This window comes from Paenibacillus assamensis DSM 18201 (assembly GCF_000422445.1).
Lineage (GTDB): Bacteria > Bacillota > Bacilli > Paenibacillales > Paenibacillaceae > Paenibacillus_B > Paenibacillus_B assamensis.
In genome coordinates, this window is the sequence record NZ_AULU01000016.1 from 71,928 (window position 1) to 95,781 (window position 23,854).

Genomic DNA, 23,854 nt, shown 5'->3' on the forward strand with positions numbered 1-23,854 from the left:
TGGAGAATCCTTCATGCTACTTAAAGGAATCGCAGCAGCATCTGGTTATGCAATCGGACCGGCGTTCATTATGGAAGAGCATCATACTGAGATTGAACGTCGTGAATTGCCTGCTGGTGAAGTAGAAGCAGAAGCAGCCCGCCTACAGGCGGCGGTACAGCAAGCGATGGCAGAGCTGGAACAGATCAAAGAAAAAACAGCAGCTAAGCTTGGTGAACATGAGGCAGAAATTTTTGCAACACATATCCTCGTTCTTCAGGACGAAGAGTTTATCGGTCAAGCGGTACAAAAAGTGCGTGACGAGTCTATTAATGCAGAATTTGCAATGTCAGAAGTAACGCAAATGCTTGTTGATATCTTCTCCAGTATGGACAGTGAGTACATGCGTGAGCGTGCAGCGGACTTCCGTGACGTGAGCAAGCGTGTATTGACTGCTTTATCTGGCCAATCAGGCACATCATTAAATGATTTCGAAGAAGCAGTTGTACTGTTCGCACATGATTTGACTCCTTCGGATACAGCTCAGCTTGATCGCAGCAAAGTAGCTGGATTTGCAACGAACATCGGAGGCCGTACATCGCACTCTGCAATTATGGCACGTTCTATGGAAATCCCAGCTGTCGTTGGTACGCAAAATGGCTCTGAAGTTGTAAAAACGGGAGACATCGTCATTTTGGACGGTTCAAGCGGAATTATTTTGGTTAATCCTGATGAAGATACAATCAAGACATACCAAGAGAAGCAAGCGAAGTACATGAAGCGTCAAGAAGCGATGAAGCTGTACAAAGACAAACCATCGATTACAGCTGACGGACATGAGGTTGAACTCGTTTCTAACATCGGTAATCCTCAAGATGCACTCGGCGCTCGTAACAACGGGGCTGAAGGTGTAGGTTTGTATCGTACGGAATTCCTTTACATGGGTCGCGATAACTTCCCATCTGAAGAAGAACAGTTCAACTCTTACGTTGCTGTGTGTGAGACATTGGGCGCTGAGAAGCCGGTTGTCATTCGTACGCTCGATATTGGTGGAGATAAAGAACTTCCATATTTGGAGCTTCCAAAGGAAATGAACCCGTTCTTGGGCTACCGTGCTATTCGTCTTTGCTTGGATCGTAAAGATCTGTTCAAGACACAGCTTCGTGCTATTTTGCGTGCAAGCGCTCATGGTAACGTTAAGTTGATGTATCCGATGATTTCTTCCATTGTAGAACTTCGTGCAGCTAACGAGTTGTTGGCCGAAACAAAAGCGGAATTGGATGCAGAGGGCATTGCATACAATAAGGAAATGGAAGTCGGAATGATGATCGAAGTTCCAGCTGCAGCGATTATCGCTGATCAGTTGGCAAAAGAAGTAGACTTCTTCTCGATCGGAACAAACGACTTGGTGCAGTATACGATGGCGGCTGACCGCATGAACGAGAACGTATCGCACTTGACACAACCATTCAACCCAGCAGTTATTCGTTTGATCAAGATGGTTATCGATGCTGCGCACAAAGAAGGCAAATGGGCTGGTATGTGCGGCGAGATGGCTGGTAACTTGAAAGCTGTTCCACTTTTGCTTGGACTTGGCTTAGACGAGTTCAGTATGAGTGCAAGTTCTGTACTTTCCGTTCGTGTATTGTTGAGCCGCTTGAATCGTGAAGAGATGAAGCAATTGGCTGAAGAAGCGTTGAACTTGGAAACAGCAGAAGAAATTCAATATTTGATTGTTGACCGTGTACCTGCGATTCAGGAACTTACGATCTAGACACAACAATGCAGGCTAGGGAAGTTTAGAAAGCACTCCTAGTCTGCATTTTTTTACATTTTTAGTATAATTATGATGTTGTTCTCTAATTTAGTGTAATAGTTGGATAAACGCGATAATATCGCATATCTTCATTGACAATTATCAAGGATTCTTCTAATATAATCATTAGATTGACCGCTGTGATGGCGAAAACGTTTTCAATCCGATGAGAGAGGAGTATACCGTTGTCCGACGAGCGTCGATTTGAAATCATACGCGCATTAAGCAACAATGTCGTGTTGGCGAACGATGTGTTGACGAACAAAGAGACTATTCTCATGGGCAAAGGAATAGGATTCGGGGCTAAGCCTAATGGATCTATACCCGCTTCAGATGGTCGGATTGAGAAGACGTTTACGCTTGAAAGCCAGCAGCATTTATCCCAATATCAAATGTTACTGAATCAGATTGATCCTGATGTCATCACCGTTTCAGAACGCATTATTTCCATGGTATCGGAGGAACTAACGCCGAATCTCAATGAGCACATTCACTTGGCTCTGCCGAGCCATATTGAGTACGCTTTATATCGTATTCGTCATGATATAGCGATTGAGAATCCGTTCTTGTGGGAATTGCAGACGCTGAATCCGAAGGAATTCGAAATTGCCGCACGAGCTGCTGGGATGATTGCCAACAGCTTCGGTGTAGAGGTGCCTGAAGATGAGATCGGTTTCTTAACGATCCATATTCAATCTGCTGCTGCACATGTTCCAGTAGGTAATGTTGTACAGTACAATCACCTGCTGAAAGACTTGGTGGCGCTTATCGAGCACAGACGAGGTGGGCCGATTCCGAAGGAAAGTGTTGACTATTTACGCTTAATTACGCATCTTCGTTTTGCGATTGAGCGTATTAGGCAGGGTGAGCATTCACCGAATCCATTCCGCGATAAGCTGAAGGATATGGTGCCTCATGAATACTCGGTTGCGAGAGAGGCAGCAGATCTAATGGAGAAGAAGCTCAACAAGTCAGTAACTGATGATGAGACAGCTTACATCGCGATGCATTTGTATCGTTTATTCAATAAAGATTTAGATTAACTTAACCTTATACCATAAGCGTGTTACTAGTTCGACTAGGCATGAGCTTGCCATGAGACACATCCTTGATATTCAAGGATGCGACTCGTCGCAAGTTCATGCCTTTTTTAATTGTTCGATTGCTTGATCATCCTTAGCGGTGATGACAGGCCGGGGTGCAAAGAATATTGCGCCTGCCTTTTATCCATACTTAATATATCTTTTAAAGGGGGATACCTCTCATGTTAGCCTTTTTGCAAAAAATAGGTCGTGCATTGATGCTTCCTGTGGCAACGCTTCCAGCGGCAGCAATTCTCATGAGGTTAGGTGCAATTGACTACGTCAACGAATTCAAGTTTGGCGAAACAGTCGGTGGATTTTTCAACAGCTATATCGCACCATTCATGGATGCTGCGGGTGGTACAATCTTTGCGGAGCTACCACTTATCTTTGCGGTCGGTGTAGCTATTGGTTTGGCCGGTGATGCAGTAGCAGCATTGGCAGCAGTTATCGCACATGCGATACTTATGAAAGTGTTAGCCATTTCTCCGGGTATTTGGTCGTTCGTAGATGATTCTGTAAAGCTCGATATGGGCGTACTCGGTGGTATTTTGTCAGGTCTAGTAGCAGCTGGGTTATATAAGAAATATCATAACATTAAGCTGCCGGATTGGTTAGGATTCTTTGGTGGTAAACGTTTTGTTCCGATGGTAACAGCAGCAGCAATCTTGCTTCTCGGTATTCCATTGGGTATGATTTGGGGTCCAGTGCAAGCGCAAATCGATGCGGTTGGTACTTGGATTACAGGTTTGGGTGCAGTGGGTTCTGGTATGTTTATTACGATTAACCGCTTGCTTATCCCAACAGGCTTGCATCACGTATGGAATAACATTCCTTGGTTCCAGCTTGGAACATGGGAAGTTGGCGGCGAAGTATTCCGTGGAGACATTCAACGCTTCTTCCATGGTGACCCGTCTGCAGGTATGTTCATGACAGGGTTCTTCCCGATTATGATGTTCGCACTTCCTGGTGCGGCTTTGGCGATTATTCACACAGCGAAGCCTGAGAAACGCAAAATGGTTTCTTCTATCTTTATCGGTACGGCATTCGCTTCTTTCCTTACAGGTATTACAGAACCGCTTGAGTTCGCATTTATGTTCGTAGCTCCATTCCTATATGTGATTCATGCGCTCTTGGCTGGTTTGTCTGGTGCGATAACCTACATGTTGGGAATTAAGCATGGATTCGGCTTCTCGGCAGGATTTATTGACTACGGTTTGAACTTCGGATTGGCGACGAAACCGTTGCTCATTATCCCAATTGGTCTTGCGTACTTCGCGGTGTACTACCTCTTGTTCCGCTTCCTCATTGTGAAGATGAACTTGAAGACACCTGGGCGTGAAGACGATGAAGCTGTTGGCAACTCTGCTGGTTCTACAAATGCAAGCTCTCCGTTGTCTGAGAAGGCACAGAAGGTGCTTAGCATGATCGGTGGTAAAGACAACATCGTGTCCAACGAAGCATGTATTACTCGACTTCGCTTGACGTTGAAAGACGACCAAGTCGTAGATGAGGCTGGCTTGAAAGCTCTAGGTGCAGCTGGCATCATGAAGCTTGGCTCTGGTAACGTACAGATCGTATTCGGTACACAATCTGAGCTTCTTAAGGAAGAGATTAATAAGCTGTAAGCTAGGCTTTAAATAGGAATATAAAATAGCGGTGTAGGAGAAGACTCCTGCACCGCTATTTTTAATTTCGTAAGTTCTAATGTGCTAACGGTTGCCACAGAGGTTATTCAGCTTAAATTGGCTAGTTTTGAAATGTAAAGGGCGCCAGAGAGCTTATTTATTACTTATAGCAGTTTTAATCATCACAAAAGCCCAAATAAGCTCACCTACAACCGTTACATTTTTATAATGTGCCATTTCACGAAAATAGCCTCTATGACGCCCATTAGAGAAAGATCTCAGGTTGCCTCTCGGTGTATTGCAGGATGAAGGCTGTAAGCTGTACACTAAAAATTAAGGGTTGAATGTAAAACTCACATCCGATACCCGACGGTCTATAAGACGATTAATCAACAGGTGTGCGCTGATGCAAATTATTAATCCTTCATGTCTGAACGATAATGATCGACAACACCCCGTAGATGAACCTTTAATCAAAGTGTGCATCTACGGGGTGTTCAGGTTGTGAATGTTATATCGCTATTTCGTCATTCTACGGAAGCTCTCATGCGCAGCTTCGATCGTACGATCAATGTCCGTTTCTGTATGCTCTGTCGTTAGGAACCACGCTTCATACTTCGATGGAGCAAGGTAGAAACCTTGATCGAGCATATGACGGAAGAACGATGCGAACGCTTCTGTATCCGTGTCCTGCGCTTCTTCATAATTTGTCACCGGATGATCGCAGAAATGAGTGGAGAATGCACCGCTAATGCGATTAATCGTTAACGGAACCCCAAAACGCTTTGCACCTTCCTCGATGCCAGCCGTCAAGCGAATCGCCAGCTCCTCCATGCGAGGATACACGCCTTCGCCTTGCAACACTTCCAAGCAAGCGATACCTGCCGAAATGGAGGCTGGGTTACCTGCCATCGTTCCCGCTTGATAAGCAGGGCCTAGTGGAGCGACTTGCTCCATAATATGCTTGCGTCCGCCATAGGCGCCGATTGGCAATCCGCCGCCGATGACTTTGCCCAGTGCCGTCAAGTCAGGCTCGATAGCAGCCTGATTCGGGAAGGCACGGAACGTTTGCGTTGAGCCGTAGTGGAAGCGGAACGCGCTAATCACTTCATCATAGATAACGAGCGAGCCATTGGCACGTGTCATCTCGCATAGCCCTTCAAGGAAGCCTTCTGCTGGCATAACCATTCCGAAGTTGCCTACGATTGGTTCAACCATAACAGCAGCGATATCGTCGCCCCAACGCTCGAGAGCAAGCTTCAGGCTGTCCAAATCATTGAATGGAACGGTAATGACTTCTTGGGCGATGCTTGCTGGAATTCCCGCGCTGTCAGGGATGCCGAGCGTGGATGGACCAGAGCCTGCTGCAACGAGCACGAGGTCAGAGTGACCGTGGTAACAGCCAGCGAACTTAATGATTTTATTGCGTTTCGTATAAGCACGGGCAACACGAATCGTTGTCATAACGGCTTCGGTACCTGAGTTGACGAAGCGCACTTTATCCATCGAAGGAATTGCTTCTTTCAGCATGCGAGCAAGCTGAATTTCCAGCTCAGTAGGTGCGCCGTACAGCGTACCATTTTGTGCTGCACGCGTAATCGCTTCCGTTACATGCGGATGGGCATGTCCGGTTATAATAGGGCCGTATGCGGCAAGATAATCCACATATTGATTGCCGTCTACATCCCAGAAATAAGCGCCTTGAGCGCGCTTCATAAATACAGGCGCTCCTCCGCCTACGGCTTTGAATGAGCGAGAAGGGCTGTTTACACCGCCTACGATATGCTGTAATGCTTCTTCATATAGCTCAGACGAACGATTTCTATTTTGGTGAGTCATGTATATCATCTCCTTGTTTGTCATAGTGGTGTTCATTTGTAAAATGTCGTTCTCTCTGACAACTTGAACTCATATGGAATTTCATGTGGATCCACTTTAATGCTAACGGGTTTCGCTTGTTTCTGCTCTCGCTTTTGTATTCGATTCTGATTCGGACGTAGTCGAACCTTTGAGAATGTGGTGCACATAGGTAGGTACGTCATAACCTTGACGCAGAGCGATGACAGAGCTTGAACCAATCTTTTTGTCGTATATCATTTCTTGCCCAGGAACTTGATGTGTGGCTCCTACCTTTGTATCAAGTGCTAATGACCCCAGCTTCAGCATATCGCTAACTTCTAAGTTCGTGTCCATGTAAGGTGAAATGCTTTCGATAAGTTGAGGCAGCTTCATAATCGACCATACGGACTGCATCTTATTTGCTACGGCGACCATGAGTTCACGCTGTCGCTGCGTACGAGAGAAGTCGGACATCGCATCATTCCGGAAGCGGACATATTGCAGCGCTCTCTTGCCATCAAGGGTTTGTACTCCCTTTTTGAGATTGATATCATACTCGGGCCCATCTGCTCTGCTTCGATATTTCATATCTTTCTCTACGTTGAATTCAATACCACCGAGCTCATCGATAAGCGAGATGAAGCCTTGAAAATCGGTATAAATATAGTATTGGATATGTAGACCTGTATAATCACCTATCGCTTTCATAGCCAATTCTGGCCCACCTAATGCAAGCGCGGCGTTAGCTCGATTGTCACCGTGTCCGGGAATCGAAATGTACATATCCCGCAGCAAGGACATTAGTGTCGCTTGTTTGGTGATAGGGTCAATGGAGGCAATAAGCATTGTATCTGATCGAGGGACATCGCCCGTTTCCAATCCACGAGAATCAGCGCCAAGCAGCAGGATGTTTACTCGTTCCGTGCCTTCCCATGTAGGAGGCGAATAGACAGGCTGAGCAGAATCTTTAGGTTTAGGCAGCAAGCTGCTGTCAGGCGGTTTATTTAGACCATCCAAGCTGCGATAGAGCGACCATGTGTACAGGCCGACAGTTGCAAGGATGACAATGAGTACACCGAGCAGGACCCATTTCCACTTTTGTCTCAACCATGTCATGTCATTTCGTCCTTTCTGCGATCGGAGAAAGAGAGTCTGTTCATGGTGATTTCCGATATGAAGTTGTGTCTGTTGCTTGTTATCATTATAGGTCGAATCTAAGGGCTTATCAATGAATGTACTCACAGCTGAACCGTCATGTCTTCCCTGACAAGCCCAGTTGCGTTACACTGTTAAAGGCTAAGCAGAAAGGTGGTTGTTTCAACGAATGAATGCAATTGAAGTAGATAAACTGCGCAAGACATTCAAAGTGCAGCGCAATCGAGAAGGCTTGAAGGGTGCCATGCTGGATCTGTTCAAGCGTGAATATAACGAAGTTATGGCAGTAAAGGATATTTCTTTCACCATTCCTCAAGGTGAGATCTGTGGGTACATCGGTGAAAATGGTGCTGGCAAGTCAACGACGATTAAAATGCTAACAGGTATTCTCGTGCCTACTTCGGGCCATCTGAAGGTAGGTGGCTATGTGCCCTATGCAGAGCGCGAGAAGTTCGTCCAACATATCGGAGTCGTATTTGGACAGCGAAGTCAGCTATGGTGGGATATCGGTGTTATTGAGTCATTCCGCTTGCTGCGCAAAGTATATCGAGTAGGTGAGCAAGATTTCAAAAGCCGTTTGGATGAGTTAGTTGAACGTCTTCAACTGCAGGATTTGCTCAATCGTCCTGTACGAAAATTAAGCTTAGGGCAGCGGATGCGCTGTGAGCTGGTTGCATCTTTGCTTCATCAACCGTCGATTCTATTTTTAGATGAACCTACAATCGGTCTCGACATCGTTGTGAAGTCAGAAATACGTGAATTCCTTCTTCAACTTAATAAGGAGCATGGTACGACGATTCTTTTGACGACACATGACTTGCAAGATATCGAAGCGTTATGTTCGCGCGTTGTGATGCTGGATGACGGAAACATTATTTACGATGGAAGCCTCGATCATTTAAAAATGACATGGGGCAAAGGTCGGGAAGTGAAATTCCAATTCGCAGAACAAGTATCCAAAGAGAAGCTTAGCATCCTGACAGCGGGTCTTCCGGTTGTACTGGAAGTGCAGTCTGAATATGAAGCCAGTGTAATCGTGCCGCAGGATGCGAACGTTTCTGACGTGATCGCGCGGGTGGCGAGTGGGGTTTCGATTTCTGACTTGAGTATCGAAGAGACGAACACGGACGATATCGTACGTGAGATTTATCGTACAGGCAATGCGGATCAGCCATCCAAGCAAGGAGTATCGTAATATGAGAAACAGCGCTTACTTGGACCTCATTCGCATGCGGTTCCTCATGATGCTTGCGTACCGCGTGAACTACTATTCAGGCATATTAATATATACGCTCAATATTGGGGTGTACTATTTTACATGGCAAGCGATATATGGCTCCCAGCAGACGTTGGCGGGTTTTACAGTTGAACAAATGACGACGTATATTGCAGTATCGTGGATGGCACGGGCCTTTTATTTCAACAATCTCGATCAAGAAATATCACGGGAAATACGAGATGGCAGCGTTGCGATTCAGTTTATTCGTCCGTACAACTATATTCTAGTGAAGATGATGCAGGGGTTCGGGGAAGGTATTTTCCGCTTGCTGCTGTTTATGGGACCGGGGATGATCTTGGCGTGCATTCTGTTCCCAGTGCAGCTGCCGACGGATCCGAAGCTATGGCTTATATTTGCATGGATGCTATTTATGAGTTTTCTTATTAACTCCCAGATCAACATTATTACGGGACTTACAGCCTTCTTTATTGAAAATAACCAAGGGATGATGCGATTGAAGCGGGTTATCGTTGACTTGTTCTCCGGCGTAATCGTGCCGATCTCGTTCTTCCCAGGCTGGCTTATTACGTTAAATGAATGGCTACCGTTCCAAGCGATCACGTATCTTCCAAGCTCCGTATTTACAGGGCGTATACCGGATGGTGATTTGCTCGGCGTATTGGCGATTCAGTTGATTTGGTTCGCTGTGCTGATCGTGCCTATTATGCTGCTGTGGCGTGCAGCGCGTCAGCGCTTGTTCGTGCAAGGAGGGTAACGAATGTATTACTTGGGGCTTGTCTCAGAGTACTTAAAAAACTATGCCAAAACCCGTCTCACCTATCGGGCAGACTTTTGGATAGAAGTTATTTCGGATTTGATGTTTCAAGTTACGAACTTAATTTTTATTTTCGTTGTGTTTATGCACACGCCGACCTTAGCAGGTTGGACCCGGGATGAGATGGTGTTCGTCTACGGATACTTTATGATACCGTACGGTATTTTCAGCTGTTTCTTCAACATGTGGGGATTTAGCGAGCGTTATATTGTTAAGGGTGAAATGGACCGCATATTGACGCGTCCTGCACACAATCTGTTTCAGATTCTTTTGGAAAATGTCGATCCTCCATCCATTATCGGCTCCTTCGTCGGAGCTATATTGATGATTACGGCAGGTTCGCAGATGGGAATTGATTTCGGCATACTAGATATGCTGCTGCTGTTGATTATGATCCTCGGCTCTGTACTTATTTATTTCGGTATCTACACGGGTTTAACGTCCATTTCGTTCTATTCGGATGCGCCGACAGGCATTTTGCCGCTCGTATGGAATATTCAGAACTATGGTCGATATCCGTTGACGATTTACAATCGTTTTATCCAAGTGCTGCTTACGTGGATTCTTCCGTTTGCGTTTGTTGGCATTGTGCCGGCATCTCGCTTCTTGGAGGACAAGGGAATGGAGCAAATGGCGTTGTTAACACCTGCCGTCGGTATTATTGCATTTACGATTGGTCTTACGATGTGGAATGTTGGCGTGAAGCGATATCGTGGAGCGGGGTCTTAGAACGGTTTAGCTTGATGTTGAATCAATAGGATAACTTATGCTCAAGGTTCACAGTAGCCATATATAATTTCACTCGGGTATAATAAATTTCATCACACAACGGGTCAGACAGCAGAAATACTGTCTGACCCGTTTTTTTTTTGTGCATGTCGACTACGCTTACTAGGGCGTGTCTGAAAACTAAAGGGTTTTATGATTAATGTAAGAAACTGAAATACAATAAGGAACATGTAATTGTGTCTCTGATGCCAACTATAAGTTAGATGATTCACCTAAGAAAATAATTGACATATACATAACTAACTTGATAAAATTGGTAGAAAAGGAGGGGTGTGTATTGCTACTATAAAAAACTGATTCATGTTAATTTCTAGATGCCCCAACCATTTCAACAATTCAACTCTTTCACGTCTTAAGTATGTAGTTGCATTTCAAAATTTAAATTGTTAGGGGATAGTTTGATATGAAAAAAATAGCACAACTTCTATCTTTATTGTTATTCTTCACACTATTTTCATCTGTAGCTAATTCATCATCGAGTATTTCTCCTTCACCAGAAAATAGCCATAGTAAATCCACATACCAACTACTGTTGGAAGAATACTCAAAAATCAACTCCCCCACAGACATTAAGAATGGCTTAATAGAAGAAATTAATCTAAAATATAATCGTACTCAAGCTTTTCAAACTTCTGAAACTTCCGATATCGATTCTTATATTTCACAGTTAAATCAAAAGTACGAAGAAAATCAGAAGCTCGAACGTGATAAAGAGAGAACTGTTGGTGAGATTTTAACTTCGCTATATCCCGAAACTAACTTTGTAACATTAGCTACATCAATAACTAAAGAAGATAAAATAACTGTAATGAAAAAAATAATCGAAACCATCGATAACAATAAAGGATCTTCTAAACAAGTAGAACTACTCCAATACTATGTAAATAAATTTGCTCCCTATGCTGGAGAACCTTCTTTGGAACGACACATATCTAATAAACAAAATGTAATCACTCCTCAAGCCGCATCTAATTCTCAATACGACCGTACTGTCGCTAAACAATATATAACTAACTACTGGAATACTTACAATACTCCTAAATATCCAAACTTAAACAATATGGGTGGAGATTGTGCAAATTTTGTCTCTCAAGTTTTACATGCAGGCGGTTTAGCAATGGACACGACTGGAGGATGGTATATCAACTCTAAACAATCTCCTCCCACTTATCCCTCACCATCTAACGTAACACAGTTTAATCATTCTTGGGGTACTGCCGACCCTAGTCCTTGGATCAGTGCGAAACAGTTTAACAACCGTTACAGTGGAGGATATTCAGCCTCAGTTGACTTAGGATTTACTGGCCAAGGGGTTATTGATAATATAGGACATTTTCACCAAAAGCTATGGACAGGAGATGTAGTACAACTTCTCCAGAAAAAACTTTGGTGGTATGAAGCGTATCATACCATGGTAGTATATACTTATGACTCCTCTGATGTTTATTTAGCGGCACACTCTTCGTCCACAAACAATACTAGTTTGAAAAGCCTAGCTGCTAGATCAACTGATAAAAAGTTCGATTTCTTTTACATCAAAAACGGCTTATAGTTATAGCCTTTGAACTCGAAATCCTCCAAAACTTGCAATGTATTATTGAGTTCCAGCCACTATTAACTTACTACGACTAACTCGATTGAATAAGTGCTCGATCTTTAAGTGGTCCGATGATTTGAAATGATACAATATCCAATCACCACGATACCAGTATTCTAAATATTGTACTGTGGATATTGTATACTCTTTTCATCGGACTTTAATTTTTTCACACATATCTTAAAAAGCTTGAGAGTGCCACTAATGTTCTAATTTACTGGCTGGGAGAGAGCCTTTCGAATCACTCATAAATGAACTTTTGCGCTTAGTTTGATAATATGTCCGTTAAATATGCGAAATAAAGGAAGTAAAACTATGAAAAAAAAGATGATAATATTATTAGCGATTATAGCATTATTCATTTTTATAAACATTATATATACCGTCATTGCATTTTCAAGAGCATACTACAATGAGTACTCTGTATATCGTCTTACGTTGTTAGCAGAGATTTTTATCACCAATCAAAAAAACATAACCCCCGAGCAGAATGGGTACGAATCATTTCATAAATATATGAAAAACAAAGGCTGGCACTTTACAGAACAACTCGGCTCCATGTTTAGCTACGTTCAAAAAGGAAAACATAGGAGCTATCTCACTAAAGTAAAGGGAGACTTTATTCTTTTCTATCCTGCTTATTGACTATTCTACTTTTTACATCCTACACATAAGACTGCAAGTAAACTTTTTCATAGAAATTATGATTTCAAAGAGCATTAGCCATGCAACCAATGGACTTACGAACACAGGGATTAAATGCCAATCATAAGTCCTTTTCTCGTCTTGTCTATAAGAAGCATAAGCGTATTGGCTGGATGAAGGGAACAGGAGGGACATCAAAATTAAGTGAACGTTCCATGTTCAAGGCCATTCTTCGGATCGCTCTTAGTGGTGCCGTTTGGCGTGATTTGCGGGAAGAGTGTTATGGCTAAGTATTGATTTTACATCGGTCAATGCTCATTAAAACAGTGCTCGTGCAAAAAACGCATTTCAGGATTCAGGTAGTAATAAGTCGTTTATCCCGGTCAATTATTTGTCGCTATTGATTCGGCATGATAAGCTAAGGGTATAGGATGGTAAAGAGATAAGAGGTGTATGACGATGACAGAACAAGCTCAACTAGGGCAGCAAATAGACTTTACACTTCTCGCGTCGAACGGGGAGCAAGTAAGTTTGCAAGACTATCGCGGCAAGAAGGTCGTTATTTATTTTTACCCGAAAGATATGACGCCTGGCTGCACGCAGGAATCTTGTGATTTCCGTGATTATCATGGTGACTTTGCGAAATACAATACGGTTGTGCTTGGCATTAGCCCTGACGATCTGAAATCTCACAACAAGTTTGTTGCGAAGCATGAATTGCCGTTCTTGCTGTTGTCGGATACGGAACAGACGGTAGCCGAACAGTTTGGCGTCTGGCAGTTGAAGAAAATGTACGGTCGCGAGTATTATGGTATCGTTCGTTCTACTTTCTTAGTAGATGAAGAAGGCAGACTTGTGCGTGAATGGCGCAATGTAAAAGTAAATGGACATACGCAGGATGTGTTAGAAGCGGTACAGGCAGCGCAGGTGTAGAGGCTGTTCGAGAAGAAGTTAGACTTTTGAACAAGCAGTAGATCCAATAAACAAATAGGTGAAAAGGGTCGAGTCAGGGGCATTGATAATCCTGAACTCGGCTTTTTTGCATTCTTCGATCACTTGTGAAAAGACGACGATTCCTACATACAAGAATTTACTGGAATAAAAAGGTTTGTGAAAATAATGATGAAACTCTACTGCATTTACATTCATTTTCCGATAATTAATCAGTAGATACAGAAAGAAAAGACATTTAGGGGGCCAACATGAATAAGTTTTCATCCGTAAAAGTGCGATTGATTGTCTCATTCGCATTTATTTTGCTTGCTCCAAGCATTTTGATTGGAGTAATTTCTTATAATAGTGCGAGTTCGATCGTAAAGCATGAAATGGAGCTATCCATTGCTCAAAATATTAAGCTGCTCAATGAACAGATTGATACAGCGATTGATGAAAGTGATGCAAACATCAAATACTTATCTAAAATTATTAACGCTAAAGGAGATGATGGAGCAGATAATTCTCCAGTTCGTGAATTGTTGAATGATTTCCAAGAGCTTCACCCAAATTTGGCGAGTACATTCGTTGGAACGACGGACGGAGTTATGATTCAGTCTCCGAAAATGAAGTTGTCTGACAACTATGACCCACGAGACAGCCTTTGGTATAAAGAGGCTATGAAAGCTAAAGGAAAAGTTGTAATTACGAATCCTCGTATGAGCGATGCTACTAAACAAATGGTCGTAACCATTGCACGCTCCTTGGAAGACGGTTCTGGGGCAGTTGCGATGAATTTAAAGCTACAACATTTAATGAATATTGCACAAGATGTGAAAATTGGCCATGAAGGCTATATTATTATGCTAAGTAAAGATAAGAAAATTATGATACACCCAACGAGGAAGATAGGATCGGATGTAAGTAAAGAGTCTTGGGTTGACCCTATGTTTACAGATAAGCAAGGAATGTTCACATATGAATTTGAGGGAGATTCCAAAGAGATGGGCTTCCTTACAAATGAAGCGACAGGATGGAAAGTAGCAGGAACGATGTACACAGAGGAATATGGTAACGCATCACAGCCTATTTTGAATACAACGATGATTGTTATTGCTATAGCTGTAGCACTTGGCACTGTTGTTGTCGTATATATTATACGTTCTATTCTGATCCCACTTAATCGTCTAAGAGGCGTTGCTCATGCTGTAAGTGGCGGCAATTTGCAGATGCGTTTAAATTCTTCATCCAAGGATGAGCTCGGTGAGTTGAGTCGTAGCTTCGATACGATGACGGATTCATTGCGTTCCGTATTGAATGAAGTAACAGACGCTTCGCTGCATTTGTCTTCTTCGTCTCAAGAGTTAGCAGCTGCTTCTGAGCAGTCTGCGCAAGCTTCGCAATATACGGCGGAGAGTATGACGGAGCTAGCTGCAGGATCAGAACAGCAAGTAAGCCAGATGAATCAAGCAGATACGATTGTTGGCGAGTTGACTGTAGGCGCGCGTCAAATTGCAAACAGCTCACAATCTGTCGCAGAAGCGGCGACGCTTTCTTCCGATGTAGTTGTGGAAGGAAGTCGCTTTATTAAGCAAGCGGTTGAGCAAATGGAATCGATTAATAGCAGTGTAACTCAGCTAGGTCAATCGATGAGCGGATTAAGCGAGCAAGCGCGCAGTATTGATGATATTGTAACAGCTATAACCGGTATTGCCGGCCAGACTAACCTGCTGGCGCTAAATGCGTCGATTGAAGCAGCTCGCGCTGGTGAGCACGGCAGAGGATTTGCAGTAGTAGCAAGCGAAGTTCGTAAATTAGCGGAGCAGTCTTCCTTGATGGCCCAGCAAATAGCAGAAACGATTCAACATATTCAAGCAGAAATGCTGAAGTCTGCACAAGATACAGAGAACAGTGCTGCTGAGGTTAAGCTTGGTATTAAAGTAATCCATGAAGCGGGATCTGCATTCGAACGTATGGAGAGTGCGGTTCAAGTTGTAGCTACACAAATTCAAGAAGTATCTGCATCTTCTGAACAAATGGCCGCTGGTACGGATGAGATGAGTGGCTACATTAACGAAATGAAGGCTGTGACGGAACAAGCCGCGGATCATACGAAAGACGTATCGGCAACAGCGGAGGAACAGTTGGCTTCCATGCAGCAAATTAGTTCGTCAGCTGAAGAGCTATCCCGCATGGCGGAACGGTTAACTGTTGTCGTTTCGAAGTTCAAATTGTAAGGATACAGTTCAATGTAATTGCGCTATATCAGGAATAAAGTTCTAAGAAAGCTGTCCATTGTCAGGTAATGACAAGGCAGCTTTTTTAGTTATAATGATCCATTTTTCAACAAAATTATCGTAAAATATGTCATTAAATTGATATGTCATTTATAATATTTGTGAAACAAATTATCGTATAGCTACTATTTTAAGAGGGGAAGCGGCGCGAGGTGAGTGCATGAGCAAATCGAAATAGGTGTCAAAGAGATTTACTAAGGGGAAACTACTAGGTTGTTAGATGGTTACAAACTTCTTCAAGTGGGGGACAACATGAAAATCAAAGGGTCAGTACGTACACGACTTATTTTGGCATTTGCACTTATTTTGATCGTTCCAAGCTTGTCAATTGGTCTATTTTCATATGATGCGGCTAAGTTTATCGTACAGGAAGAGATTGTTGATGCAGCTAAAGAGAATGTTATGCTGCTGAATGACAAGGTCACAACTATGGTTCTTGACGCTAAGAGCGATGTTCAATTTTTGGCAGGAATTGTTCAGGCAACTGGTGATAAGGGAGAAGAGGGATCTCCTACTAGAAAGCTAGTTACTCATTATCAGGCACAAAATCCTGAGCTTGTCAGTACATATGTAGGAACGAAAGATGGTGCAATGATTCAATCTCCTAAGTTTAAAATGGCTGCAGACTATGATCCGAGACAGCGGGATTGGTATAAGCACGCGATGGAGAAAAAAGGAGAGGTTATCGTATCTGCGCCTTACTATACGGCTTCAACAGGGGCAGAAGTAGTCTCCATATCACGGACGATTGACGATGGCTCGGGTGTTGTGTCGATGAATTTGAATTTAAAAGGCATCTTGGAGATGACGAAGAGTATTAAGATTGGTAAGCAAGGTTATACAATCATCATGGATGAAACGCGCAAGTATGTAGCGCATCCAACTGAAAAATTAGGCGCTGAATCTAAGGCGGATTGGATAGATGAGCTGTACAACAAGGAATCGGGTACGATCAGCTATACATTTGAGGGAGAACCTAAAGCATTAGTATTTACAACGAACAAGACGACTGGTTGGAAAATCATCGGAACGATGTACACGAAGGAGTTTGAGCAGACTTCGGCTCCTATTTTTAAGAGCGCTCTAATTGTTATTGCTATCTCGTTGCTAGTAGGTTCACTAGTTGTTTTCTTAATTGTTCGTTCCATTACAAGTCCATTGCAGCGTCTTATGAACTCTGCGCAGTTGATTAGTGCGGGGGATTTGACTGTGCGAATTCATTCGCAATCGAATGATGAGTTCGGTAAGTTAAGTAACAGCTTTGATGCGATGACCGAGTCACTTCGTACCGTACTTCATGAGGTGTCCGATACATCGATGCATTTGGCTTCTTCCTCACAGGAGCTTGCGGCTGCTTCTGAGCAATCTGCGCAGGCGGCTCAGTATACAGCTGACAGCATGGGACAGTTGGCTGAAGGGTCAGACAGCCAGGTAGCGAGTATGGATGCTGCGGAGATGATTGTACAGGAAATTACAGTTGGGGCTAGGCAAATTGCTAGTAGTTCTAGCACAGTTAGCGAAGCAGCGATGCAATCGTCAGAAGTGGTTGGCAGCGGCAATCATTCCATCCAGCGAGCGATTAAGCAAATGGAGTCGATCAATAGCAGTGTAGGTGAGCTGGGCCAGTCGATGCGTGGCTTAAGAGAGCAAGCACGGAGCATTGACGATATCGTCAAGGCGATTACAGCGATTGCAGGACAGACGAATCTGTTGGCGTTGAATGCTTCCATTGAAGCGGCACGTGCTGGTGAACACGGCAAAGGATTTGCCGTTGTAGCAAGTGAAGTGCGCAAGCTCGCAGAGCAGTCTTCTCTGATGGCACAACAGATTGCAGAGACGATTCAGCATATTCAAGCTGAGATGGAGAAGTCGGCATCTAGTTCTGAGCAGAGTGCAGTAGAGGTTGCACGAGGTATTGATGTTATTCATGAAGCGGGCATGGCATTCGGACAAATTGAGCAAGCAGCTCAGATCGTGGCGACACAGATTCAAGAAGTGTCTGCGGCTGCTCAGCAGATGTCTGCGAGCACAGAAGTAATGGCGGGTAATATGCAGTCTATTAAGGCTGTCACTGTACAAATGGCTGACAGTACTCAAACGGTATCTGCGACGACAGAAGAGCAACTGGCTTCCATGCAGGAAATTAGCAACTCAGCAGAAGAATTGTCCAGTATGGCAGAACGTCTGGAGTCGCTAATTACAAAGTTTAAGGTATAGTCTAGTTCATTTAAATAAGCAGTCTATTTAAATAGAATCATTCGTTACAGGAAAGAGTCCAGTGAATCTTCAATGGGCTCTTTTCCCTGTTAATATTTATGCATGCATTTTCAAGCCTAAAATACCGATAAGTAAAAGACATAGTATAAACATTTTGTTACAAGGTGGGAACAATATGAAGTGGAAATTATCCGTGCGGGCGCGTCTGATTTTAGCGTTTGTATTGATATTGTTAGTGCCGAGTTTGTCGATTGGCATGTTTTCATACGATACGGCTAAAGGTATCGTACAAGAAGAAATATACTCCGCAACTGAAGCTAGTGTCATGCTGTTGGATGATAAAATAAGCGGTATGGTTTCCGACAGCAAGAGCAATGTTGAATTTTTAGCTGGATCTGTACTGGATTCAATAGAGAAGGGTCAAGATCATTCTGAAATCTTTGATCTGTTAAATCGATTCCAGTTCACTCATCCTGAATTAGCTTCTACGTTTATTGGCACGAAGGACGGTGCTATGATTCAAGCGCCGAAGTTTAAGACGGACGTAAGCTTTGATCCAAGGAAGCGTGATTGGTATACACTCGCGATGGAGAAGAAGGGTGATGTCGTTACTACACCTCCGTACCGTGATGCTTTAACAGGCAAAGAAGTCGTTACGATTTCCCGTGCTATCGATAACGGTAATGGCGTAGTTGCCGTAGATTTGGATCTGAAGAAACTGATGGCGATGACGAGTCAAGTAAAAGTTGGAACGAACGGATATATCATCATTCTCGATCAGACTGGTAAATATGTTGTGCATCCAACCCTGCCACTAGGAAGCGAGGCTAAGGAAGTATGGATGGACGAAGTGTACGGTCAAATTTCTGGACGTCATCATTATATGCTGAACGGTGAATCAAAAGATATGGCGTATACGACGAATGAAGAGACAGGCTGGAAAATTGCTGGAATGATGCTTACTGAAGAGTATGGAGAGGCATCACAGCCTATTTTCCGAACGACAGTTATTATTATAGCTATAGCAGTCCTTATTGGTGCTGGCGTTATCTTTGTTATTATTCGTTCTATTTTCAACCCTTTGCAACGATTAATGAGAGCTGCCAATCGAGTGAGCAAGGGCGACTTGACTGTAAAAATTGACTCTCGCTCAAACGATGAATTCGGTAAGCTGAGTTACAGCTTTGATACGATGACTAATTCGCTGCGCAGTGTCATTCATGAAGTATCAGATACTTCGATGCACTTGTCTTCCTCTTCGCAAGAACTTGCGGCTGCTTCTGAGCAATCGGCTCAGGCATCTCAATATACAGCGGAGAGCATGAACCAACTGGCAGTAGGCTCAGAAACGCAAGTATCGAATATGAATGAAGCAGAGGGAATTGTTCAAGAGATTACCGTTGGGGCCAAACAAATTGCTAGCGGCTCACAGACGGTTAGTCATGCAGCACTTGAATCGTCAGATATGGTAGAAGAGGGGAATCGTTCGATTCAGCGTGCGATCCAGCAGATGGAGTCCATTAATAGCAGTGTGAGCGGCATGGGTCAATCAATGAAAGATCTCAGCGGGCAAACGCATAAGATCAATGATATCGTTAAAGCCATTACAGGGATCGCAGAACAAACGAATTTGTTGGCCCTTAATGCTTCCATCGAAGCGGCTCGTGCTGGTGAGCATGGCAGAGGCTTTGCAGTGGTTGCAAGTGAGGTACGTAAGCTGGCTGAGCAATCTTCGACGATGGCGAAGGAAATTGCAGAGACGATTAAGCATATTCAGTCTGAAATGCAGAAGTCGGTTCGCAATTCAGAGCAAAGCGTATCTGAGGTATCTCTTGGTATTGAAGTCATGCACGAAGCAGGAGCTGCGTTTGAACGTATTGAGCAGGCTGTGCAAATTGTAGCGACACAAATCCAAGAAGTATCTGCTTCGGCTCAACAGATGTCTGTAGGTACAGAAGAAATGTCCGGCTACATGCAAGAAGTGAAGTCTGTCACGTTGAAGATGGCAGATGGTACACAAACGGTATCTGCTACAACGGAAGAGCAGTTGGCTTCCATGCAGGAAATTAGCAATTCAGCGGAAGAATTGTCGCGCATGGCTGAGCGTTTAGAAGAAACGATTGCGAAGTTCAAGCTGTAACAATCATCGTATAGGATGGTAGAGGCGTAGAGCCTAACGGAAAGCTGATTGCTTTCCGTTGCTCAGTTCACCTGCTGTATTATCCTTGTTATAATAGAAGGAGAAACTGAGGTGAATAGGATGGCTAAGAAAAGAAAACAGCAATCAACGCCTTCTCCCAACCTATCCGCGGATAAGCCAGCTACGTTGAAAGACTTATTGAGTGCGGATGTGCTAAGCAAACTGAAGGCGCAAAGCGAAGGCTTGAAGACAGCTGAAGCTGAACGCAAAGAAGCAGAGCGCAAGAAGGAAGAAGAAGCACGCAAGGCGGAACAGAAACGTCTTGATAATGATTTTGAGTATTTATTAAACAACGACAAGATGGATTGGCGTAAATATAAATCTTAATTCATTTACGCTTCATTAACGTAAACAATGGATAGCGTTATCGGTGGCTGCAAGCCCTGATGATACGCTATCCATTGTTTTTTATTTGCTCATGTTAGTTTAAGCCGCTTCCATGATTGAGAGTTTGTCTGTTTCAATTGGATCAATTTTCATATTTTTATGTGGCAAATACCTAAATTAGGATATATAATGTGTTTTACATAAAAACATATGTACATACATGGAGGACATTATGGAAAAGTTAGGACAATTTGTAGGAAAAACATTTGCGGTCTGGGTGATGATCGCAGCGTGCTCAGCTTTTATTTGGCCAGACTTATTTAAATGGATCGGTGCATACATTACGCCACTGCTCGGTATCATCATGTTCGGTATGGGGCTAACGGTATCTATAGGTGATTTCAAGGAGGTACTTCGTCGTCCTGTAGCGGTTATCATTGGAGTTGCTGGGCAGTTTCTTATTATGCCGGCGCTTGCTTTCTTACTCGCGAAGGGACTTCAGCTTCCGCCGGAAATCGCAGTAGGTGTTATTCTCGTTGGCTGCTGTCCTGGAGGTACCGCATCCAATGTTATGACGTATATGGCCAAAGGAGACGTGCCATTATCCGTAACCATTACATCGATTACGACCGTATTGGCGCCTATCGTCACACCAGCACTTATTTTATTTTTAGCTAGTGAATGGGTTCCTGTTAATGCTTCGGCATTGTTATGGTCTATTGTACAGATCGTAATTATCCCCATCATACTAGGTATTATTTTCAAAACCTTGCTCAAGAAGCCTGCACAAGTAGGGATTAAGGCTTTGCCGCTTGTCTCCACAGTGGCAATCGTTGCAATCGTAGCCGCTGTAGTAGCAGGCAGCCAGCAGAAGATAGCAGAAACAGGGCTCATTATTTTTGCTGTTGTTATTCTTCATAATTGCTTAGGGCTTCTGTTGGGTTACTTATTTGCGAAGCTGCTTAAGCTGGACCTTGCAGCATGTAAAGCAGTTTCGATCGAGGTTGGTATGCAAAATTCAGGTCTAGGTGCAGCAATAGCAACGGCTCATTTCTCTCCGCTCGCTGCTGTACCAAGTGCGATCTTTAGTGTGTGGCACAATATATCCGGCCCTATCGTGGCGATGATTTATAGTCGAATGGAATCTAAGTCGAAGATGAAGCAATAGAACGATAAGTCCATCCATTTTTAAAATAGGGGTGTAACAAGGCATGGTACAGATTCGGATCATGAATGCAGCCGATGTAGACCAGGTTTCTCGCTTTATTGCAGAGTTAAATCAGCTCGAAGAGACACATATCGGCTATTGTGGTACTGAGCAGCAAGAGATTGCACATTCCTTTATCGAGGATATAACCGATGTTCCATACAATGAAGGTTTCGTACTCGCTTACGAGCATGATGAATTGATTGGAGTGCTGGGCTTCGATGCAGAGCTAGAGCAACATTGCGCTGAAATATGGGGACCATTTATGAAGGCGGACAAGTGGGGGCATATTGATAAGTTGTGGGGTCAAATGGTTGAGCTGCTTCCTCCAGAAATCCACTCGCTAAGCATGTTTCCAAATAAAAAGAATGCACCTGTTATTCAACTAGCCGAATATTTTGATTTCGCTAAAGAAAGTGAACAAGCCATTCTCAAGTTTCAACAGGCGGATCGTTGCAAGTTAACAGAAGCAGGAGCTGACGAATTAACAGAATATTATTATGCTGATATGATCGAACTACATGATCATGTATTTCCGAATACGTATTACAGCGGTCAACAAATTGTAGAGCGTGTAAATGAACATAGAAAAGTGTTTATCATTAAAAATGAAACGGATTTATCGGGGTACATTTATGTCGAAGCTGATCCAGAGTTTGGAGAAGCTAGCATCGAGTTTTTCGGCGTGACAGAGTCCGAGCGAGGAAAGGGCGTAGGCAGTCGTTTGTTGACGGCTGCACTAACTTGGTTGTTTGCTTTTGATACGATTGAATCGATTACGCTGTGTGTAAATGCGAGCAATGATCAAGCTATTCAGTTGTATAAAAAGGTCGGTTTCCAGCACGTCCATGACTTATGTTTCTATTATAAAGAATGATGGACATCGCATACTAAATACGAAAGGGATCTGCATCTTGGGGATGAACCATATGCAGATCCCTTTCGTTTATCCATGAACTTGATTGTGCTGTTTACAAGCATCTACCTTTTCATGTCACAGGTTATTCGCCCGCCATTTTAAATCCATAACGCTTAAAAATTTGTTGTGCCTCGGGCAGTTGCACATATGCCATCCATAGCTGCGCAGCTTCTACATTACGTGTCTGCTGAATGATGCCAATCGGATAGACGACTGGATCATGATGCTTTGGACTTACAAAGTGAACGATTTTGGAGTTTTTCGCTACTAACGCATCCGTACGATAAACAAAGCCAGCGTCCACATTGCCGGTATCTACATAGGAGAGAACTTGGCGAACATCTTTTGTGAATACCGCTTTATTTTTAATGTCATTCCAAAAATGTAAGCGTTGTAACGTTTGTTCCGTATACATACCTGCGGCATCGGTCTCAGGGTCGCTGATCGCAATCCGTTCCATGTCGCTTGATGTTAGCTTCTTCAAGCTTGACCAAGTTTGTTTGTTCGTTGTGTTTACGATAACAACAAGCTCATTGCTCAGTAAATGTTGCTGGTGGTCGGTATTGACGAATCCAGACTTGATCAGACTGTTCATTTGCTTGCTGCTAGCAGGCATAAATATATCCGTTGCTGCGCCTTGTTCGATTTGCTTCTGTAAAGCTCCCGAAGCTCCGAAATTGAGCTGTACTTTTACATGTGGGTACTTTCGCTCGAAGTTATCTTGTATCTCTACTAGCACGGTTTGCAAGCTAGCATCTGCCGCAACGACTAATGTTCCATGTGCAGCATCGTTGTCATTAGGCGGTGTTGAGGGTAACAGATTGCAGGAATGCAGCAATAACACAGGCAGTAATACATATGCGATTAGCGCGCGGACTTTGCTGCGCTTCAGAATCGATTCCTTCATTTGTTTATTTCCTCACTCATTCTTAATCATAGTAGATTCGAATTGATGCCCAAGCATATCCATTTTATTATAGAAGGATCGGTTCATACTTTCAATTTAAGAAGTATAGATGAAATGGAATTATTAAATATCCCTTGAAAATAAATACAAGCGGATCTCATTCTATTTATCTCAGAAACCGTCATGAAACATAGTAATCTATCATAAGCTGAACTACAGATCAGATTGGTGTCCATGTAATAAGGAAACTGCCTTTTCCTAAT

18 protein-coding genes are annotated in these 23,854 nt (G+C 43.4%); 15 read left to right on the plus strand and 3 right to left on the minus strand.

Features of this window, described 5'->3' with window-relative positions; all coding sequences use genetic code 11:
• The first annotated feature begins 13 nt into the window (after positions 1-13).
• The 3 genes from ptsP to H580_RS0110425 all read left to right on the plus strand — a co-directional run bounded on the left by ptsP (position 14) and on the right by H580_RS0110425 (position 4,505).
• Positions 14-1,753, plus strand: a complete 1,740-nt coding sequence (gene ptsP / locus H580_RS0110415) for a phosphoenolpyruvate--protein phosphotransferase (RefSeq protein ID WP_028594732.1) — start codon at positions 14-16, stop codon at positions 1,751-1,753.
• 227 nt (positions 1,754-1,980) lie between these two features.
• Complete coding sequence (glcT, locus tag H580_RS0110420) at positions 1,981-2,838, plus strand: glucose PTS transporter transcription antiterminator GlcT (RefSeq protein ID WP_028594733.1); 858 nt, start codon at positions 1,981-1,983, stop codon at positions 2,836-2,838.
• Between the two features lie 221 nt (positions 2,839-3,059).
• Positions 3,060-4,505 (plus strand): PTS transporter subunit EIIC, encoded by a 1,446-nt coding sequence (locus tag H580_RS0110425; protein ID WP_028594734.1) that lies wholly within the window; start codon positions 3,060-3,062, stop codon positions 4,503-4,505.
• 519 nt (positions 4,506-5,024) lie between these two features.
• Here the strand turns inward: H580_RS0110425 and H580_RS0110430 are convergent.
• Entirely contained in the window at positions 5,025-6,344 is a 1,320-nt protein-coding gene (locus H580_RS0110430; RefSeq protein WP_028594735.1) for a glutamate-1-semialdehyde 2,1-aminomutase, read from the minus strand.
• A gap of 102 nt (positions 6,345-6,446) precedes the next feature.
• Complete coding sequence (locus H580_RS0110435) at positions 6,447-7,460, minus strand: LCP family protein (protein WP_051217387.1); 1,014 nt, start codon at positions 7,458-7,460, stop codon at positions 6,447-6,449.
• Positions 7,461-7,668: 208 nt separating this feature from the next.
• Here H580_RS0110435 and H580_RS0110440 point away from each other — a divergent pair, with 208 nt between their 5' ends.
• From H580_RS0110440 to H580_RS0110500, 12 genes are all read left to right on the plus strand, one after another.
• Entirely contained in the window at positions 7,669-8,694 is a 1,026-nt protein-coding gene (locus H580_RS0110440; protein ID WP_028594737.1) for an ABC transporter ATP-binding protein, read from the plus strand.
• A 1-nt stretch (position 8,695) separates the two neighbouring features.
• Positions 8,696-9,493 (plus strand): ABC transporter permease, encoded by a 798-nt coding sequence (locus H580_RS0110445; protein WP_028594738.1) that lies wholly within the window; start codon positions 8,696-8,698, stop codon positions 9,491-9,493.
• A 3-nt stretch (positions 9,494-9,496) separates the two neighbouring features.
• Complete coding sequence (locus H580_RS0110450; RefSeq protein ID WP_028594739.1) at positions 9,497-10,282, plus strand: ABC transporter permease; 786 nt, start codon at positions 9,497-9,499, stop codon at positions 10,280-10,282.
• 463 nt (positions 10,283-10,745) lie between these two features.
• A complete protein-coding gene (locus H580_RS0110455; protein WP_028594740.1) occupies positions 10,746-11,894 on the plus strand; it encodes an amidase domain-containing protein in 1,149 nt (382 codons plus the stop codon).
• A 770-nt stretch (positions 11,895-12,664) separates the two neighbouring features.
• Positions 12,665-12,874, plus strand: a complete 210-nt coding sequence (locus H580_RS25470; protein WP_028594742.1) for a hypothetical protein — start codon at positions 12,665-12,667, stop codon at positions 12,872-12,874.
• 163 nt (positions 12,875-13,037) lie between these two features.
• A complete protein-coding gene (gene bcp, locus H580_RS0110470; protein ID WP_028594743.1) occupies positions 13,038-13,517 on the plus strand; it encodes a thioredoxin-dependent thiol peroxidase in 480 nt (159 codons plus the stop codon).
• Between the two features lie 269 nt (positions 13,518-13,786).
• The gene (locus H580_RS0110475) at positions 13,787-15,754 is read left to right on the plus strand and encodes a methyl-accepting chemotaxis protein (RefSeq protein ID WP_028594744.1); all 1,968 of its coding nucleotides are present in this window, start codon (positions 13,787-13,789) and stop codon (positions 15,752-15,754) included.
• A 312-nt stretch (positions 15,755-16,066) separates the two neighbouring features.
• Positions 16,067-18,031, plus strand: coding sequence for a methyl-accepting chemotaxis protein (locus H580_RS0110480; RefSeq protein ID WP_036605056.1), 1,965 nt, complete (start codon positions 16,067-16,069; stop codon positions 18,029-18,031).
• 175 nt (positions 18,032-18,206) lie between these two features.
• Positions 18,207-20,171, plus strand: coding sequence for a methyl-accepting chemotaxis protein (locus H580_RS0110485; RefSeq protein WP_028594746.1), 1,965 nt, complete (start codon positions 18,207-18,209; stop codon positions 20,169-20,171).
• A gap of 120 nt (positions 20,172-20,291) precedes the next feature.
• Complete coding sequence (locus H580_RS0110490; RefSeq protein ID WP_028594747.1) at positions 20,292-20,558, plus strand: YqkE family protein; 267 nt, start codon at positions 20,292-20,294, stop codon at positions 20,556-20,558.
• Positions 20,559-20,778: 220 nt separating this feature from the next.
• Entirely contained in the window at positions 20,779-21,726 is a 948-nt protein-coding gene (locus H580_RS0110495; protein ID WP_028594748.1) for a bile acid:sodium symporter family protein, read from the plus strand.
• A gap of 43 nt (positions 21,727-21,769) precedes the next feature.
• The gene (locus H580_RS0110500) at positions 21,770-22,642 is read left to right on the plus strand and encodes a GNAT family N-acetyltransferase (protein ID WP_028594749.1); all 873 of its coding nucleotides are present in this window, start codon (positions 21,770-21,772) and stop codon (positions 22,640-22,642) included.
• 124 nt (positions 22,643-22,766) lie between these two features.
• Here the strand turns inward: H580_RS0110500 and modA are convergent, their stop codons facing one another.
• A complete protein-coding gene (gene modA, locus H580_RS0110505; protein ID WP_036605044.1) occupies positions 22,767-23,591 on the minus strand; it encodes a molybdate ABC transporter substrate-binding protein in 825 nt (274 codons plus the stop codon).
• Positions 23,592-23,854 lie beyond the last annotated feature (263 nt).